We start from the raw sequence: 16,647 nt of genomic DNA on the forward strand, positions 1-16,647 counted from the left end.
TCACCTGCTTTTAAAAAATGGGACTTATAAAAGTCCCATTCACTTTATCTGTTACAGCAAGGTCCACCGCAATTAAAGTGTTGATGTGTTGTCGGGTCCACCTGAGAAAACGTATGCGGGAAGTAGTGAACATGTTTGAAATTATGGTGGTGAACATTTGTCACATGCTGCGGGTGGATATGCGGCACAATTGTTGTTGACTCGCTGTGTGTACAGCAATGATTCGTCGGATGAACAATTGGCTGTGTAACATTCGGATGGCAATGATGATGATGATGGTACATGTAGCATTCCCCTCTCCTTTATTTTCTTACATTAACAATGTATGAATCAAGAGGTGTACATGTACTAATGCATTAACCTATTTTAAAAGTTGGCAAGAAAAATATCTTTATAGTTCGAAAACACAAAAGCGACCAAAATGACCACAAGAAAAAACAAGTAGAAAAGACCCTTATACATGCTATACGCTCCTCATTCAATATCTAACGTTATTTTACAGGATTCGCGGCCTTTCTACAATAAAAGTGCTAAACATTTTTTATTTTCGGCCGAGAGCCGAACGTTGTCATTTTTTGCGCTTTCCCGGGTAATAATATTTCATTGCCCAGCTTTTCTCAATAGCCGTTTTTTTCGTTTCTCAAGCTCTTCCGTGTCTCGCTCGCTTAACGACGAGAAAGATAATAAAGATTCGGTGATGGAAAGAGCTGACCTTGCATCTTTTTGGCGATGCTCTTTACACTTCGCAAGCTCTATACCTGCTTTTAATGCTAAATGGACATCACTTGATTCAAATAATGTTTCCCAAATTCGAACTGCTTCATCCCACTCGTTTAGCCGTTTATATTGTAAGGAGAGATCATAAGCCGCCTGATTGGCATGTTCAAAATCAGCACCTGTTAATTCCCGCAAATGCTTCGTAGCTTCCTGTACATCTCGATGCGCAAGATGCCACCTAGCCAGCGCGTATTTCTCATCGTGCTCCTTTACCGCATCCATAGATAGGATTTTTTTGGATAGATGGATGTAGAGGCTGATTAACGAAAGGACGTCTAATTCATTATGAGTCAAAATCCCTTCGATGAGCTTCGGATTTTGTTCCTTTAAAAAATGAAAATAGATCATCGGTGCCAAAAAACCTGGTGTGTCGCCTTCCCGGTGAACGTGCAGCTCTTCTTTTTCAACCACAGACAGCGCCATTCGTTCATATTTATGCTTCCACAATCGTCTTGAACCATGCAGAAGATCAAAGTGGCCAAACTCTGGAAGCGCAGGGATTTGATCTCGCAACAAAGTATGTCTCGTTTTCACTTGCGGCCAATCGAATGATTTTCCATTATATGTAACAAGCGATTCTACGTTCACTTCATCGAGAAAGCTTTTATAAAGAGCCGCTTCATTTCCCGGATTTGTGAGCAGGTGCTGTTTCACCACTACTTTGTCAGCAAAAACCCGCGCATGTCCAAGCAAGAAAATCATATTTCCCGTCCCGCCAGATAATCCTGTTGTTTCTGTATCAAAGAAAAACAGTTCATGCGGTTTGTAACCTTTAGCAGATAGTGAATGCTGGATGCCGCTTTTGTTCCAAGCCTCGATGATCTTTGGCAGTTCCGCAAACGAATAGAGTCCATGCTTGTCATCTAATGAATAGGTGACTTCTCGAATGAGACAAAAGGAATCCTCAAAGTGATATGGAGCTGCACCCAGTTGCTCCCATTCCTTTAAAAATGGGATGTTATCAGCCGTCACAGGCTGGGGCTTTCCTTCCACTGCTTTTTGCCGTTTTTCGTTTGGCTGGTTGTGCGATAAGTGCTTCTTCATTCTATTTAATTTCCCTTTTAGTGACATGAGTAGCTCTCTTCCTCCTTCCCCTTAAAATACAGACATCAATTCAACAATGCTGCTTTTTCCGCTCACTTCTTTCATTTCCATGCCAATGCAGGATGGACAGCCGTTCTCACAGCGGCACCACTCTATCAGTTGAATGGCTGCACCTGCTATTTCATCGAAACGAGCTTGGACCTCTTTGCTTAAGCCAATTCCGCCAGGGTAGTGGTCATATAAAAAGACTGTCGGTTTACCGGTATGTGCCGCTTTAATTTGTGAAACAACATGAATATCTGAACGGTCACACATCACAAAGGCTGGTACAATGTGCTGAAGAACATTTGCGATGCCGAGCAGCAGCTGTTCAAGTGTTTTCTCTTCAAATCTCCGCTCTGCTTCATGTAATTCAAACCAGGCCGCACTCGTATGAATTTCTTCTTCAGGTAAGTGAATCGGACCAGAGCCGATATTTTCACCAGTGCTGAGCCGAATTTTTTTAAAAATTGTTGGCATTGCGTTGACAGTGACATCACCGTAGTGAACAGATACCGCTTCTTTCTCTGTTGTCTGATCGATTTCAAGCACCTTGAGCTGAACAGCTAAATTAGCATCTGTATAGTATTCTACATCCACTTGTTTCACATAAGCCTTCAGATGCTCGTAATCTAGCTTTTCTACTTGATACTGAACCCCTTCATGTAAATAAATCGCTTCATCATGCAGCAGTGTCATCGCACTGAATCGATCCATCTCTCCAATAATTCGGACATTCGCTACATCTGATTGATCCACAATCACTACATTTTCCTGGCTCGCAGACCGCAGGCTGATGCCATGCGCTGGGAACGATTGATCTGACCAATAATACCGGTTCCCGCTAAAATGAAGAACTCCTTCTTCGTGTAAGTATTGCAAAATATCTTCTACTTCCATGTCGCCAAACTGTTCATCCGTCCGAAATGGCAGCTCGTAGGAAGCACATTTTAGATGATCCACTAAAATAATGAGATTTTCAGGATTGATTCTGGCTGCTTCAGGCGGTCTATTAAAGAAATATTCAGGGTGTCTGACAATATATTGATCAAGGGGTGAGGAGCTTGCCACCATGATAATAAGCGCCTCCTCATGACGCCTTCCAGCACGTCCTGCCTGCTGCCATGTACTCGCTACACTGCCAGGATACCCCGTCATAATGCATATCTTTAACTGACCTATATCTACCCCTAATTCTAGGGCGTTCGTGCTGACGACACCTAAAATGTCTCCTTCTCTTAACCCTTTTTCAATCACGCGCCGCTCTTTTGGCAAATACCCTCCACGATACCCGCGAATCGATTTTGGACCGATTTCCTTTTTCACAAGCTCTTGAATGTGACTTAAAATCACTTCTACTCGTACTCTGCTTCTAGCAAAAACGATCGTTTGAATTTTTTCTTTTAAAAATGTTTTAGCCAATTGGTTGACGACAGTGGCAGCGCTTTGTCTAATATTTAATGGTTTATTCACCACTGGCGGGTTATAAAACACAAAATTCTTTTTACCGCTAGGCGCTCCGTTTCGTTCAATAAGATGCACCTTGCTCCCTGTGAGCTGCTGCGCCAGCTCTTTTGGATTCGCAATCGTTGCTGAAGTGCAAATAAACACCGGATCACTTCCGTAAAATGCACAAATTCGCTTTAGCCTGCGAATCACATTAGCCACATGACTGCCAAACACACCTCGATATGTATGAAGCTCATCAATGACAATATACTTCAAATTCTCAAACAAGCTGACCCATTTCGTATGATGAGGCAAAATGGCTGAATGCAGCATATCTGGGTTTGTGATGACAATATGTCCTGCTTGTCTCACTCGCTGCCGAATGGCTGGTGAGGTGTCCCCGTCATATGTTTCACTATGAATCGGAACATCCATCTCGTGGATGATCTCGTTAAGTTCACTCTTTTGATCCTGCGCGAGCGCTTTTGTTGGGAATAAATAAAGAGAGCGGTTTGTCTGGTCTTCTGCAATCGACTGAAGAACAGGCAGATTGTAGCAAAGCGTTTTACCTGAAGCTGTTGGTGTAACAGTCACTACATGCTCACCATCCATTACTCGTTCAAAGGCTTCTTTTTGATGAATGTACAGTTCTTTCACGCCTCGTTTTTCAAGCGCCTTTTTTAGCCTGTCGTCCACTCTTTCAGGAACGGGAGAGGTCTGTGCAGGCTTTGCTTCAATTTCATGCCAATGCTCTACCTGTTCGTCTTTCTTTAATTCTTCTATCAGTTCGTTCATTGTTTTCTTTTTCATATTGCGTCCACCTCTCATTCTAGTGTACCGAATATTTGTTTGCATGACTAGGCGGCAATTTTTTGATGTTGGAGTTATGAGCAAATACTTTGAACTGTTGTAACAGTATCCATTACACTTCTATAGTGAAATGATTTTATCAAGGAAGAAGATGATCAGAGTGAAAAACGAATTTAAGCCTTTATTTGAACCATTTACGTTTCCTGGAGGTGCCTCTATTGATGGTAGGTTAGTGGTTGCTCCAATGACACACTTTGGTTCTCATGACGATGGCACCATTTCAAAAGACGAAATTGATTTCATTACAGCTAGATCAAGTGAAATGGGTATGGTGATTACAGCATGTGCGAACGTGACTCCAGATGGGAAGGCATTTGAAGGACAGCCTTCTATTGCAAGAGATGAAGATATCCCTGGCCTGAAAAAACTGGCTTCAGCAATCCAGGCAAAAGGAACAAAAGCCATTATCCAAATCCATCACGGCGGCTCTCAGGCTCTCCCTCATTTAGTTCCAAACGGTGATGTGGTTGCGCCAAGTGATGTGTTCAAAGATGGAAAACAAATTGCACGCGCTTTAAAAGAAGAGGAAATTACTCATATTATCGACTCCTTTAAAGAAGCGGCAAGACGAGCGATTCAAGCAGGGTTTGACGGCGTGGAAATTCACGGAGCAAACGGTTATTTATTACAGCAATTTTACTCACCACATAGCAATCAACGTACAGACCAATGGGGAGGAAATGAAGAAAAACGTCTAGCTTTCCCTATTGCTGTTGTAGATGCAGTCAAAGAGGCCATCAAAGAACATGCGGCTAAACCGTTTATCTTTGGATACCGGTTATCTCCTGAAGAACCTGAAACACCTGGTTTAACAATGACAGAGACGTTTACATTAGTGGATGTTCTCAAAACAAAAAACCTCGATTATTTGCATATCTCTTTAATGGAGATTGGCTCTAAAGCAAGACGAGGCGCAGATTCTAATAAAACACGTATGGAACTGCTAAAAGAACGCTGCGGCGAAACTCTTCCGCTTATTGGAGTAGGCAGCGTCATTACAGCTGAAGATGCTCTCCATGCTTACAATCAAGGGATTCCTCTTATTGCAGTCGCACGAGAGCTGATCGTCGACCCAGATTGGGCTAAAAAGATTAAAGAAGGCAGAGAACAAGAGATTGAAACCGTCATTAAACGCAGCCAAAAAGACAAGTATCTCATTCCAGAAGGATTGTGGTCTGTCATGGAAGCGAGTCAAGGCTGGGTTCCAATGGAGGATTAATATCCTCAATAAAAAAACTACCCTATTAACGGGTAGTTTTTTCTATTCATGAATTATTTCATTTTCACTGTAAAGAGCTTGGACATCTGCTTTTCTACAGAGCCTTTTGGTTCTTTATCAAGTCGTTCGACTAGGTCACCATTCATAATCACAATCGGTGTCACTGTACTTGATGCTTTCTCTTCAATCAGTTCTAAATCACACGTAATGAGAGGGTCACCGATTTTCACTTTATCCCCTTCTTTAATGTGCGCTTCAAATCCTTCACCATTTAACCCAACTGTTTCAAGTCCGATATGAATCAGAAGCTCAAGCCCCGAGAGTGTTCGAATGCCAATTGCATGTTTTGTATGGAAGAGCTGAATGATTTCACCCTCTACTGGTGACACAATCGTCCCACTTTTTGGTTTTACTGCTACGCCGTCTCCCATCATCTTTTGAGAAAAGACGGGATCTGGTACATCAGTCATATCCATTAACTCTCCATCAACTGGAGAATAAATGACTTCTTCCTTTACATCATCTTGGTTTTTTCCGAAACCGAATAATTTTTTCAGCAATGTCAATTTGCTCCCTTCAAGCTTTGCTTCCTAAATCTATTTAGTGTAAGAAACTTTACGCCTATACACCTTGCTTCATTCAACACTATTTAATCATAATTTTTTCCTCTCATCAATTGATAACCGCCTGAGCCCTTTCTGCATAGGCTGTAGATGAGAGGTGATTCGAATGAAACAAGATGGCGAAAACAAACATGAATTGCTGGCAAATGAAGATATGCTATATGAAGCGATTGAACAATTTTTTGCATCCTCCCCGTTTCACGAGATATTAAATAGTGCGGAGGCACTCATGACCACATCGCAATCACTTGCATCAATTACGACTGATGTGACAGAGGATGAACAGAATGTCTATATCGAGATTCAATTTCCAGACCATTTTGTCGAAGGTGACATTGCGTTAGAAGTAAAAGCCCAATATTTACACTTATCAGTGCAGGAAAAAATCAAAACGGATACGACTTCCTCGTATTCAAGCTTTACCAAAACCATTTTAATGCCGGCAAAAATAGATGAAACGAAAATGCAAAGTGTGTGGAAAGATCAATCGCTTTGTGTATCTGCGCCAAAGCAAACAACCCAATAGATCGATCTATTGGGTTTTAACTATGCTTTAAAAATGCTTGTAAATCCTTTCGCCAATGAGCCTACTTGATTCATTGTACTCATCATTTGACCAGCTGTATCAAACATTTTGTTAAAATCGTATTGCCCATTCGTCTTTTTGAATTGCGACAGCACACTTTTAAACTGAGAAGGCTGCTGTTTTTGCGGTCTTGGCAAAGGATATGGGTTCATAGGCTGCTGCATGGGCATCATACCTGGCGGCTGCATTTGGGGTGGATTCATCGCTTCAGGCGGCTGCATAGGCGGCACATTTTCTTGGTATCCATAAGGCGGCTGATAAACAGTAGATGGTGCCTGGTTCATTCCACCTTGATATGGCGGCATGAAATAGTCTGGAGGCTGCGGAGGCTGCTGCTGCATCTCTGAATACGGAAAAGGCCTTTGCTTGAATTGATTGAATTCATAAGGCTGCTGGTTTGAATAAGGGAACATCTATCTCGCTCCTCTCGCTCTCAACACATATTGATGTCACTCATATATTATGATCAAAAGCAGAAGATGTGCCTAAAGAAGTCATAAGAAAAACGCAGCATTATGTCTTTAGCTGCGCTGTTTGATTTCTTCTATTAAAAGGTTCAGTGTGTAAACCACTGACTCAACTAAATTTTTTACACGGGGTGCGTGCTGTTTGCCAAAATAAGATTGCAGGACAACCTCTTTACCATTTTCTTTTACGGCTTCAAGCTGTTCTTGGTGTAAATATCTAGGTTTGACCTGTTGAACAAAGGAGATAGCTGCGGTGAGCCACTCTTCCATTTTCTGATCAAATGTATTAACAGCCGGCTGAATATCCGTATAAAAATCATACGATGGGTACTCCTCTTCAGCCTTTCCCTTTTGGTACTGCTCATACGCTTTTTCGATCCATATTCTCAAGTTTTGTGTATGTTCAAGTAATGTTTGATTATCCAAAGTGTTCACCTCTATGAACCATCCTATCAAACGTTTACCTATTGCTCAAATAGAAAAGCTATCCGGCGTGATATGCCGGTCTTGCCGCCAGTTTATACTCGGCTGCATGAAGCTTCACTTCACAGTCCTTTACTTCTGATTCAAGCCGGTCAATGATTTGTTCTTGCTCTTCTATTGCTGCACGTTTTGTCTGATTCACAGCAAGAGACAGCTCTGCTTCCACCGCATCAATTTTTCGCTCGATTTCCTCTAACAACTGCATAATGGATTCTTTTGATACAAATTCGCTCATCATCAGATTCCTCCTTTATCGTCTCTCGTTACATTCTCTTTTCTTTCTCACCCTCCTTCACACATGACAAAACTAGAAGCAAATCGCCAATCTAAGTGTAGATAAGCGCTATTTCTTCCTTTTCGACAGATGCTTGTCCTTCTTTGTATGATTGCGTCCGATTGTGTAAATTCTAAGGACAAAAGGAGGTAGATTTCATGAAAAAGAAGCCAGCACCAAAAGAGCAAAATCCAAAAGGGAAAGAAAACAGTACAGATCAGCTTGATAAAAAGCTCGGCGGTCCTAATCGTCCATCTACGTAAAAAAAAGCAGGCACCCCCTGCTTTTTATTTATGCAAAAAATAGTGCTCTAATGAGAAAAGAAAACGAAGCTGTCTTTTTTTATGAAAATACCAGTCCGTCAGCTCAATCTGCTTTGGCAGCGGCTCTGCCTCAAATAAAGATGGACTCAATTTCTTTTGAAACCAATCTTCCCTTTGATCGTCTAATGAATGTGTCATCACCGGATAAACCGTCCGAAGAAAAGGTGTTGACCTTCTAGCGATCCCTAAAAACGGTTCAAAATCAAACCGAGACCCAGTATGCGGAACGGTATGCAAAAAATGATAAAAATCCGAAAACAAATCGGCTCGAAATAATAGTTTCGCTAGTTTTTTACCTAATGTAATGCGTTCCTTTACATTGGAAAACTTCCGTATGGTTAAGCCGTACAAATGCCCGTCCACCGTTGGAAAAACAACGGTTTGGAAATGTCCCCACTCGCTGAAAAGATATTGAATCGAGTGAAAAACATTCTTTTTCAGAAGAGGATTTTGTATAATAGGAGATTGTATAGTATATTGTTCATTTATGATGAGTGCATAAAGCAGACGCTCTGTGTCACGCTTTAGCCAAAAATGTTCCCACTCAGCGCTCATAAAACGAGACACGGAAAAATAAGGCAGCAGATGAAACAAAGGTTGACTGCATCTCTTAGACCATTCATACAAAAGAAGCTGAGGATAAGCATCCGAAAAGATCAGCCAATTCGCTCTTTCATATGCTGTGAAAAAAAGGTGCCCCTGCTGATCCGTTAAACCTGGATGGAAGAGTTCGCCCTTTAAATCTGTCATGGACCACCCTGCATTTCTTGAGACAAAGGAAGCGAGCAGCGACCATTTCATCTCTGGATGCCGGTCATAAAACCGCTTGTAAGCATTTGTCCTCGTCAGGTTGTCTTTATTTTTTGCTTTCGTTTCACGCAAAATTTGCTGAGTGATGATGTGCTCTTCTTGGGACAACATGGTGATCTCTCCAATACAAAATGCATTAAAAGGAGGCTGAAACTTGATGATTCGGTATCCAAACGGAAAATCGTATCAGCCCATTCAACAAATTGGGACAAAAAAAAGAATCAGCGGCGAATCCTCTTATAGTAACCGCGGGATGACGCTTGAGGCTGATTTAAATGAAACGAACCAATACTATTTGGTCAACGGGATCGCAGTCATTCATAAAAAGCCTACCCCAGTTCAAATTGTGAATGTGGATTATCCAAAAAGAAGTGCTGCTGTCATTAAAGAAGCCTATTTTAAACAATCCTCCACAACAGACTATAACGGGGTGTACAAAGGCCGCTATATCGATTTTGAAGCAAAGGAAACCAAAAGCACTACCTCGTTTCCGCTCAAAAATTTCCACGACCATCAAATTGAGCATATGAAACAGGTTGAAAAACAAGGCGGCATTTGTTTCGTTATTATATCCGCTTTTGGCTCCGTTTATTATTTGCCCGCTTCAGATCTCTTTTTCTTCTGGGAGCGGCAGAAGCAAAACGGCCGTAAATCCATTAGCAAAGACGAATTAATGGAAGCTGGCCACATAATGACACTTGGATATTCGCCAAGAATTGATTATATTAAAGTAGTGGAGACACTTCATTTTTCGGATGAAAGCAAGCAGCAATTACGTTCGAAAAAGGTTTAACACGAAAGGTTGAGATGTGATGTCTGATCAATTTACAAGTCGTGAGCAGCGACGTAAAGCAAGTCAAGAAAACAATAAGAAGCAAAAGAACAAAAAAGGCAAAAAGAAAGCAGGTCTATTTAAAAAAATATTTTTATCTTTACTCGTGATCGGTCTACTTTGTTTAGTTGCCGGAATCACAACTTTTGCCGTTTTTGCATCAAGCGCTCCTTCTATTGATGATAGTAAGCTTAAAACACCATACTCTTCAAAACTTTATGATAAAGACAAGAAAGTGTTTGCAGAAGTTGGTGCAGAAAAAAGAACGTATGTCTCGATAAAAGATATACCCGATGTTGTAAAAGACGCATTTATTGCGACTGAAGATGCACGTTTTTATAAGCACCACGGGATTGACCCAATCCGTATTGGCGGTGCCCTTGTAGCAAACGTTGAGGACGGCTTTGGCGCTGAAGGCGGAAGTACAATTACACAGCAGGTTGTGAAAAACTCCCTCCTGAGCAATCAAAAGACGTTAAAACGGAAAGTACAGGAAGTATGGCTCTCGATTCAGCTTGAGCAAAAATACTCTAAAGATGAAATTTTGGAAATGTATTTAAACCGTATTTTCTTCTCTCCTTATGCTTATGGTGTTGGGAAAGCAGCTGAACAATTTTTCGGAGTCACAGATTTAAATAAACTAACCGTTGCACAGGCTGCCACTCTTGCAGGTATGCCGCAGAGTCCTTCTGCCTATAACCCAGTGAAACACCCAGAGGCAGCGGAAAAACGCCGTAATATCGTTTTAAGCCTTATGAAAAAACAAGGCTATATTTCTGAAAAAGATTATGACGTTGCAAAAGCAACCCCTGTCAGCAAAACAGTTGTTTCAGCTAGTAAATATAAGAGCCAAAACTCTAGTAAGTACTCTGCCTACATTGAAGAAGTGATGGAAGAAGTACAGAAAAAAGCTAAAGTGGATGCATCAACCGATGGATTAAAAATCTATACATCACTTGATCGAAAAGCACAGGATCACCTAGATGATATCATCAATGGAGATTCAGTTGGATTTACGAAAGGTATGCAGGCGGGTGTCACCCTGCTTGATACGAAAAATGGTGAAATACGCGCCATTGGCGGTGGACGTGATGTACCAGCCGGCGGCTTTAACTATGCGACAGATGCAAAACGCCAGCCAGGGTCCACAATTAAACCGATCTTAGATTACGGCCCAGTCATTGAAAACAAAAAATGGTCAACATATCAGCAAATCGATGATGCACCATATACGTACTCAGATGGGACACCAATTAACAACTTTGATAGAAGACATTTAGGGAAAATGTCGATGAGAAGTGCTTTGGCACAATCACGTAACATCCCTGCACTCAAAGCATTCCAAGAAGCTGGTTCAGCGAATGCCGCGCAATTTGCGAATAATTTAGGCATGGACTTACCTTCTGATATTCCAGAATCTTATTCAATTGGTGGATTTGAAGATGGTGTGTCTTCATTAAAAATGGCTGGAGCATTTAGTGCATTCGGTAATAACGGATACTATAACGAACCGCACGCTGTCACATCTGTTGAATTTAATGACGGGACAAAGCTTGACCTTACGCCGGACTCGAAAGCAGCGATGAGTGATTACACAGCATTTATGATCACAGACATGCTGAAAACTGCTGTTCAATCTGGAACTGGTACACTTGCACAAGTACCGAACGTTCAAGTAGCTGGTAAAACCGGTACAACGAACTTCAGACAAGATGATATTAATAAATACAATATCCCTTCTGGCGGTGCGAAAGATTCTTGGTTTGTCGGTTATACGCCGCAATATACAGCAGCCGTATGGACTGGAATCGGTAATTCAAAAGATGCAGACGGTAAAATGTGGCTGACTGAATACGAGCAGCGTGTTGCCAAAATCGTCTTCCAGCGATTAATTTCTCAAATTGATGATGGAAGCGGCTCATTTGAAAAACCAGACAGTGTCGTCGAAGCTACGGTTGAAAAAGGTTCAGATCCAGCAAAATTAGCCGGACCGAATACACCAAGTGACAAGAAGACAACAGAATACTTTGTTAAAGGAACAGTTCCAACCAAAGTGTCTGACACATATGAGAAAAAAGAAGCCGATAAGCCTTCTGACTTAAAAGCGGTGTATGATGAAGAGAAAAAATCCATTACACTGACTTGGGGCTATTCTGACGACGCTGATGCTACATTTAATGTCAAGCAAGCGGTTGATAATGGCGGCTATAAAGAGATTCAAAACAGCTCTGCTAAAGAAGCGGTCATCTCTGATGTGAAGCCTGGCTCCACATATAAATTCCAAGTGACAGCCACTGTAGAGGATGTCACAAGTAAAGCGGCTTCTACCTTCCTCACCATTAAGGATGACGCTGATGAAGAAGAAAAAGCGGATGATGAGAATAAAGAAGAAGAAGAACCGCAGCAGCCTGACGACGAGCAGACAGACCAAACAGACGATAACAAAAATCAGCCCCCTGGCACTGATGAGCAAAAGCCTGATGACAAAAAAGATCAAGATAAGGATAAGGATAAAGACCAAGGCGGAAATACCGAAAACGGAAATAATGGTTCTTCAGATGATGGCTCAGACAGTACAAATGGGAACAGCAACTCACAAACTGATCATAAAGATAAAAAGAAAGATGATGCGAAAGCCAACTCTCAAAGTTCCAATTCGCCATCAAATTCTACTTCTCGTAAAGAAGATGAATAATGAAAAAGCACTTGCCATAGGAGGCAAGTGCTTTTTTTAACGCTGCTGTCTGATTTTCTTAAGTGCTTCATATTTTCCATACTGCTTTTTTAATTCCGTGTATAGCTCGTCCAATTGAATAAAGCAGTGATATTGAGTAGGTTTTAACAAAATGAACTCTAAACGTTCCGTCCAATTAATCGGAACAACAGGAAATGTCTCTTGCTTGATAAGTTCCCATTCAAAGGTTTGGACACTCTCCCCTTTGATCCAGTAAAACATCGCAATCATACTGACGATTCCTTGCAGCATATCATCTTCATCACAGCGAGATTTCCTTGTTTGGAAACGAGGAAGCATTTTTTCTTTTAATTCGTTCCACAGTTCGAACATGACAGGAACAAATTCTTCTGTTTCCTGCCATGGAAGCTCGTCTGTTAAAGGTTCCGAAGATAGATCATATGCGAGCGGGTTGGCTCTCAGTATATCTACTCGATCACCTTTAATCTCTACCTTTTTCTCTTTTAGCTTTTCGACATATGAGGTGAAAACAGCTGCCCCGCTCATGCGAGCTTCACCAGTCCTTTTTTCAGCCTCTTCTGCCCTTCCCTGCACATATCAAGAAGCGGACACGATTCGCACTGCGGCCGCTGCGCCTTACAATGATATCTCCCAAAAAAGATCAGGCGGTGATGCGTCACAGACCAATCTTCTTTTGGCACCTTTTTCATCAAGGTTTGCTCTACTTCAAGCACAGAATCCTTCCAGCGGCAGATGCCTAGACGCTTGCTGACTCGTTCTACATGTGTATCTACTGCTATTGCCGGTACTCCAAAAGCGACTGAAACGACGACATTTGCTGTTTTCCGGCCAACCCCAGGAAGCTTGACAAGCTCATCCCTGTCCTTTGGTACTTCACCGCCATATTCTTCAATCAGCATTTTGCTCAACTTTTGAATGTTTTTAGCCTTATTTCGATAAAGACCAATCGAGCGAATATCTTGCTGCAGTTCTTCAAGCGGTACACTTAAATAGTCTTCTGGTGTTTTATATTTTTGAAATAACGTTTTGGTGACTTTATTTACAAGCACGTCTGTACACTGAGCAGAGAGCGCAACAGCAATCACAAGCTCAAATGGATTGGCATGAACAAGCTCACACTCAGCCTCTGGAAACATATCTCCTATAATATCTAAACACTCATTGATTTGTTTTTTTGATAACATGCCTTCTCCTTTATTGGTTATTGTTCCAGCCAATTATAAAAAGGAACTTGTCGTTTATAAGTACCCGTCTCTTCTTTTGAAGGTGGCGTTTTCTGCTGAGAACGGAAATGCTGGCTATGCTCTTTTGCTTCTTCCGCTGTTTTCAGCCCTTTCTTTTTCCACTCAAATAAAATTCGATCAATATAACGGAAATTTAATTTCCCTGATAAAACGGCTTCTCTTAGCGCTAGCCGAATCATTTCAGCATCATGATGGTCTTGATCCATCCAGATCGAAAGTGTTTCTCCTTCAAGAGGAGACAGCGGTCTGCCGAATTCATCTTCAAATAAAGCATATAAAGATTTTTCTGCCTGCACATGTTGTTTTTGAGCTTCTTTCGCCTGTTTTGTTTCTAAAAAGTCATACAGCACGCCCCATAAAGGTTCTACTGAGTAACGGTCATGCTGAATACCAGACCTGTCTTCAAATGGCTGAATTGAGATAAATCCTTTTTGAATCAGATGCTGCACCATATACGCGCACTCTTCCGCTGATATGGTCATTCCATGAGAAAGCTCTTCAAATGTTTGAAAGAAAACACCTTGTTCTTCATTCATTTTAATCTTGAGCATGACCATCATCTGTGATTCATTCAGTCCTAACTGCTCATAATGAGCAATCAGCAAATTAGGCAAACTTGTCGCCCCCATTTGCTGCATATTTATAAATTGCTGCCTATTCATCGGATACACCTCTTCATTTTAAGTATATCACGTTTTATTTCACGTGCCTCCCTAAAAAGACGTTTGAAAAAGCCTCCATTTGTTGGAGGCTTTCACGTCTTAAGGGTATAAACGGTTTAATAATCTTGGGAAAGGAATGGTTTCACGCACATGCGGCGCTCCACTAATCCAAGCAACTGTACGTTCAAGTCCAAGACCAAAACCTGAATGCGGTACAGAACCGTATTGTCTTAATTCTGTATACCATTTGTAAGTTTCCTGATCAAGCCCATGTTCTTTCAATCTTGCTTCAAGAAGCTCTAAATCATGAACACGCTCAGAACCGCCAATAATCTCTCCGTAGCCTTCTGGTGCAATCAAGTCTGCACAAAGGACAACATCTTCACGATCTGGTGCTGGCTGCATATAGAACGGTTTTAATGATGTTGGGTAATGAGTGATAAACACTGGTTTATCATAGCTTTCGGCAATCGCTGTTTCGTGAGGCGCTCCGAAATCATCTCCCCATTCGATATCATCAAAGCCTTTTTCCTGCAAGAATTTAATCGCTTCATCGTAAGTGATGCGCGGGAATGGTGCTTTGATGTTTTCTAATTTCGCTGTATCACGACCTAGTGTATGCAGCTCCACTTTACAGTTTTCAAGTACACTTTGAACAACATGAGACACATAATTTTCTTGATACTCAAGGTTTTCATTGAATTCGACAAAAGCCATCTCAGGCTCGATCATCCAAAACTCAATTAAATGACGTTTTGTTTTAGATTTTTCTGCTCTAAATGTTGGGCCAAATGAGAATACTTTTCCGAGTGCCATTGCTGCAGCTTCCATGTAAAGCTGACCACTTTGAGAAAGGTACGCATCTTCATCAAAATATTTCGTAGCAAACAGTTCCGTTGTGCCCTCAGGTGCACTTCCAGTTAAAATTGGCGGATCTACTTTCACGAAACCTTCTTGATGGAAGTATTCATATGTAGCACGAATAATTTCGTTACGGATTTTCATAATGGCATGCTGTTTTTTAGAACGAAGCCATAAATGACGGTGATCCATTAAGAATTCTGTTCCATGCTCTTTCGGTGTAATTGGGTAATCTGTCGCTTCATGAATCACTTCAATGGATTTCACTTGTAATTCAAAACCTAGTGGTGAACGCTCATCTTTTGTCACTTGACCTGTCACATAGACAGATGTTTCTTGTGTGACTGATTTCGCAAGCTTAAAGACTTCCTCTTCCACTTCTGCTTTTACTACGACTCCTTGAATAAAGCCTGTCCCGTCACGCAACTGCAAAAATGCAATTTTTCCGCTTGAACGTTTATTGGCAATCCATGCGCCGATGGTTACTTCTTGATCGACGTGTTTGAACACTTGATTAATCGTTGTTTTCAACATAATTCCCTCCAAAGCCAGAAAGAAACTCACCTATTTGTCAGGTGTGAATCTTTTTTCATACATTTTATTATAACCGTTCTAAATCAGCATGGTCAACGCAAGACAGGAGAAACTACGGTGTTAAATTTTTTTCCACACGTCCTGTCGAAAAGTCGACATAGCTGAAGCTATATTGATTGTTCTCATTTAAGTACGTCACTTCCCAAAGGAGTACGTCACCTTCTCTCGCTAATTTGACTTCTTTTAGCTTAGAGACCGTGTTCTCCTTTTGAACGGCTTGTACTGCTTGATTCGAGGTAATGCCTTCTTTTGCTTTTTTTGCGATCACTTTTTCTTTTTTGCTGGCAGGAACCCAAACGTAGGTCGTTTCATTCTGTTTGTTTTTCCCTTCAACAATAAATTGCTTTTCTTTCCCGACAAAGGTTTCCACTTGCTCCACTTGTACGATGTTTGCTTGTTCTTTTGCTCGTTCGATCGCTGCTTCATGCCCTTGTTCTCTTTGTCCCATGGCAATTTGATAAATCCACGTAAAGCTGATGATGCCAATGAGCAGAACGAGAGCCACTACAGATGAAATAATCCAGACTATTTTTTTCATGTCAAGCTTCCCCTATGTGCGATATATCGTAAATACCGCTTGATTTTGGTCTTCTTGATCTAATGCTAATCCAAACATGAGATCTTCTCTTTTAAGCGTTCTGTTCAATACATCAACGATTTTGTACAGGTCTTCTGAATGCTTAATTTGAACAGTTGAAAGTACCTCTATTTTACTTTCCACTTCTAATTCCTCCTCGGTACGTAAATATTGTTAGTCATACTTTTCTGCACGGG

The 16,647-nt window shown here is 41.3% G+C and carries 19 protein-coding genes; 5 read left to right on the forward strand and 14 right to left on the reverse strand.

Annotation, left to right across the window (positions count from 1 at the left end; translation table 11 throughout):
* Nucleotides 1-44: 44 nt before the first annotated feature.
* The 3 genes from NST59_RS10035 to NST59_RS10045 all read right to left on the reverse strand — a co-directional run bounded on the left by NST59_RS10035 (nucleotide 45) and on the right by NST59_RS10045 (nucleotide 4,119).
* Complete coding sequence (locus tag NST59_RS10035; RefSeq protein WP_073206049.1) at nucleotides 45-284, reverse strand: CotD family spore coat protein; 240 nt, start codon at nucleotides 282-284, stop codon at nucleotides 45-47.
* A gap of 316 nt (nucleotides 285-600) precedes the next feature.
* Nucleotides 601-1,848: a ribonuclease H-like domain-containing protein gene (locus NST59_RS10040; protein ID WP_039179451.1), complete on the reverse strand. Its 1,248-nt coding sequence runs from the start codon at nucleotides 1,846-1,848 to the stop codon at nucleotides 601-603.
* Between the two features lie 24 nt (nucleotides 1,849-1,872).
* The gene (locus tag NST59_RS10045; protein ID WP_341040590.1) at nucleotides 1,873-4,119 is read right to left on the reverse strand and encodes a DEAD/DEAH box helicase; all 2,247 of its coding nucleotides are present in this window, start codon (nucleotides 4,117-4,119) and stop codon (nucleotides 1,873-1,875) included.
* 160 nt (nucleotides 4,120-4,279) lie between these two features.
* On the opposite strand from NST59_RS10045, the gene NST59_RS10050 reads away from it, so the two are divergent.
* The gene (locus NST59_RS10050) at nucleotides 4,280-5,398 is read left to right on the forward strand and encodes an NADH-dependent flavin oxidoreductase (RefSeq protein ID WP_341040591.1); all 1,119 of its coding nucleotides are present in this window, start codon (nucleotides 4,280-4,282) and stop codon (nucleotides 5,396-5,398) included.
* A gap of 53 nt (nucleotides 5,399-5,451) precedes the next feature.
* Here NST59_RS10050 and NST59_RS10055 read toward each other — a convergent pair whose 3' ends face one another.
* A complete protein-coding gene (locus tag NST59_RS10055; RefSeq protein WP_039183169.1) occupies nucleotides 5,452-5,958 on the reverse strand; it encodes a PTS sugar transporter subunit IIA in 507 nt (168 codons plus the stop codon).
* Nucleotides 5,959-6,127: 169 nt separating this feature from the next.
* Here NST59_RS10055 and NST59_RS10060 point away from each other — a divergent pair, with 169 nt between their 5' ends.
* Nucleotides 6,128-6,547 (forward strand): Hsp20/alpha crystallin family protein, encoded by a 420-nt coding sequence (locus NST59_RS10060; RefSeq protein WP_247544552.1) that lies wholly within the window; start codon nucleotides 6,128-6,130, stop codon nucleotides 6,545-6,547.
* 20 nt (nucleotides 6,548-6,567) lie between these two features.
* Here NST59_RS10060 and NST59_RS10065 read toward each other — a convergent pair whose 3' ends face one another.
* The 3 genes from NST59_RS10065 to NST59_RS10075 all read right to left on the reverse strand — a co-directional run bounded on the left by NST59_RS10065 (nucleotide 6,568) and on the right by NST59_RS10075 (nucleotide 7,792).
* A complete protein-coding gene (locus NST59_RS10065) occupies nucleotides 6,568-7,020 on the reverse strand; it encodes a YppG family protein (RefSeq protein WP_039179462.1) in 453 nt (150 codons plus the stop codon).
* A gap of 108 nt (nucleotides 7,021-7,128) precedes the next feature.
* Nucleotides 7,129-7,509 carry a YppE family protein gene (locus tag NST59_RS10070; protein ID WP_235354764.1) on the reverse strand — a complete coding sequence of 127 codons (381 nt, stop codon included), beginning with the start codon at nucleotides 7,507-7,509 and terminating at the stop codon, nucleotides 7,129-7,131.
* 49 nt (nucleotides 7,510-7,558) lie between these two features.
* Nucleotides 7,559-7,792 (reverse strand): DUF5446 family protein, encoded by a 234-nt coding sequence (locus NST59_RS10075; RefSeq protein WP_224928722.1) that lies wholly within the window; start codon nucleotides 7,790-7,792, stop codon nucleotides 7,559-7,561.
* A 197-nt stretch (nucleotides 7,793-7,989) separates the two neighbouring features.
* Between NST59_RS10075 and sspM the strand changes: the two genes are divergently transcribed.
* Nucleotides 7,990-8,094, forward strand: a complete 105-nt coding sequence (gene sspM, locus NST59_RS10080) for an acid-soluble spore protein SspM (protein ID WP_039179471.1) — start codon at nucleotides 7,990-7,992, stop codon at nucleotides 8,092-8,094.
* Between the two features lie 24 nt (nucleotides 8,095-8,118).
* Here the strand turns inward: sspM and NST59_RS10085 are convergent, their stop codons facing one another.
* The gene (locus tag NST59_RS10085; protein WP_039179474.1) at nucleotides 8,119-9,075 is read right to left on the reverse strand and encodes a DUF2515 domain-containing protein; all 957 of its coding nucleotides are present in this window, start codon (nucleotides 9,073-9,075) and stop codon (nucleotides 8,119-8,121) included.
* A 46-nt stretch (nucleotides 9,076-9,121) separates the two neighbouring features.
* On the opposite strand from NST59_RS10085, the gene recU reads away from it, so the two are divergent.
* Nucleotides 9,122-9,757, forward strand: a complete 636-nt coding sequence (gene recU / locus NST59_RS10090; RefSeq protein WP_058837936.1) for a Holliday junction resolvase RecU — start codon at nucleotides 9,122-9,124, stop codon at nucleotides 9,755-9,757.
* A 19-nt stretch (nucleotides 9,758-9,776) separates the two neighbouring features.
* Nucleotides 9,777-12,491 carry a PBP1A family penicillin-binding protein gene (locus tag NST59_RS10095; RefSeq protein ID WP_064497515.1) on the forward strand — a complete coding sequence of 905 codons (2,715 nt, stop codon included), beginning with the start codon at nucleotides 9,777-9,779 and terminating at the stop codon, nucleotides 12,489-12,491.
* A gap of 36 nt (nucleotides 12,492-12,527) precedes the next feature.
* On the opposite strand, the gene NST59_RS10100 is transcribed toward NST59_RS10095, so the two are convergent.
* The 6 genes from NST59_RS10100 to NST59_RS10125 all read right to left on the reverse strand — a co-directional run bounded on the left by NST59_RS10100 (nucleotide 12,528) and on the right by NST59_RS10125 (nucleotide 16,594).
* Nucleotides 12,528-13,037: a YpoC family protein gene (locus tag NST59_RS10100; RefSeq protein ID WP_064497516.1), complete on the reverse strand. Its 510-nt coding sequence runs from the start codon at nucleotides 13,035-13,037 to the stop codon at nucleotides 12,528-12,530.
* On the reverse strand, nucleotides 13,034-13,696 hold the full coding sequence (gene nth, locus NST59_RS10105; RefSeq protein ID WP_024422776.1) for an endonuclease III: 663 nt from the start codon (nucleotides 13,694-13,696) through the stop codon (nucleotides 13,034-13,036). Before nth ends, NST59_RS10100 begins: the two co-directional genes overlap by 4 nt.
* 17 nt (nucleotides 13,697-13,713) lie before the next feature.
* Nucleotides 13,714-14,418 (reverse strand): DnaD domain-containing protein, encoded by a 705-nt coding sequence (locus NST59_RS10110; RefSeq protein ID WP_041085852.1) that lies wholly within the window; start codon nucleotides 14,416-14,418, stop codon nucleotides 13,714-13,716.
* Between the two features lie 99 nt (nucleotides 14,419-14,517).
* Nucleotides 14,518-15,810 (reverse strand): asparagine--tRNA ligase, encoded by a 1,293-nt coding sequence (asnS, locus tag NST59_RS10115; protein ID WP_087975939.1) that lies wholly within the window; start codon nucleotides 15,808-15,810, stop codon nucleotides 14,518-14,520.
* Nucleotides 15,811-15,925: 115 nt separating this feature from the next.
* Nucleotides 15,926-16,411, reverse strand: coding sequence for a cell wall elongation/penicillin-binding protein regulator TseB (gene tseB, locus NST59_RS10120; RefSeq protein WP_039179489.1), 486 nt, complete (start codon nucleotides 16,409-16,411; stop codon nucleotides 15,926-15,928).
* Nucleotides 16,412-16,423: 12 nt separating this feature from the next.
* Entirely contained in the window at nucleotides 16,424-16,594 is a 171-nt protein-coding gene (locus tag NST59_RS10125; RefSeq protein WP_064497519.1) for a YpmA family protein, read from the reverse strand.
* Nucleotides 16,595-16,647 lie beyond the last annotated feature (53 nt).

It is taken from the genome of Bacillus sp. FSL R5-0439, from assembly GCF_038008805.1.
In the GTDB taxonomy this organism is placed as follows: Bacteria; Bacillota; Bacilli; order Bacillales; family Bacillaceae; genus Bacillus; species Bacillus safensis.

Bases quoted from the DNA above. Each gene is read 5' to 3' on its own strand.
- NST59_RS10110 (WP_041085852.1), bottom strand. From the start codon at position 14,418: ATGAATAGGCAGCAATTTATAAATATGCAGCAAATGGGGGCGACAAGT.
- tseB (WP_039179489.1), bottom strand. From the start codon at position 16,411: ATGAAAAAAATAGTCTGGATTATTTCATCTGTAGTGGCTCTCGTTCTG.
- sspM (WP_039179471.1), top strand. From the start codon at position 7,990: ATGAAAAAGAAGCCAGCACCAAAAGAGCAAAATCCAAAAGGGAAAGAA.
- NST59_RS10095 (WP_064497515.1), top strand. From the start codon at position 9,777: ATGTCTGATCAATTTACAAGTCGTGAGCAGCGACGTAAAGCAAGTCAA.
- recU (WP_058837936.1), top strand. From the start codon at position 9,122: ATGATTCGGTATCCAAACGGAAAATCGTATCAGCCCATTCAACAAATT.
- NST59_RS10040 (WP_039179451.1), bottom strand. From the start codon at position 1,848: ATGTCACTAAAAGGGAAATTAAATAGAATGAAGAAGCACTTATCGCAC.
- NST59_RS10035 (WP_073206049.1), bottom strand. From the start codon at position 284: ATGTACCATCATCATCATCATTGCCATCCGAATGTTACACAGCCAATT.
- NST59_RS10085 (WP_039179474.1), bottom strand. From the start codon at position 9,075: ATGTTGTCCCAAGAAGAGCACATCATCACTCAGCAAATTTTGCGTGAA.
- nth (WP_024422776.1), bottom strand. From the start codon at position 13,696: ATGTTATCAAAAAAACAAATCAATGAGTGTTTAGATATTATAGGAGAT.
- NST59_RS10075 (WP_224928722.1), bottom strand. From the start codon at position 7,792: ATGAGCGAATTTGTATCAAAAGAATCCATTATGCAGTTGTTAGAGGAA.
- NST59_RS10100 (WP_064497516.1), bottom strand. From the start codon at position 13,037: ATGAGCGGGGCAGCTGTTTTCACCTCATATGTCGAAAAGCTAAAAGAG.
- NST59_RS10065 (WP_039179462.1), bottom strand. From the start codon at position 7,020: ATGTTCCCTTATTCAAACCAGCAGCCTTATGAATTCAATCAATTCAAG.
- NST59_RS10060 (WP_247544552.1), top strand. From the start codon at position 6,128: ATGAAACAAGATGGCGAAAACAAACATGAATTGCTGGCAAATGAAGAT.
- NST59_RS10045 (WP_341040590.1), bottom strand. From the start codon at position 4,119: ATGAAAAAGAAAACAATGAACGAACTGATAGAAGAATTAAAGAAAGAC.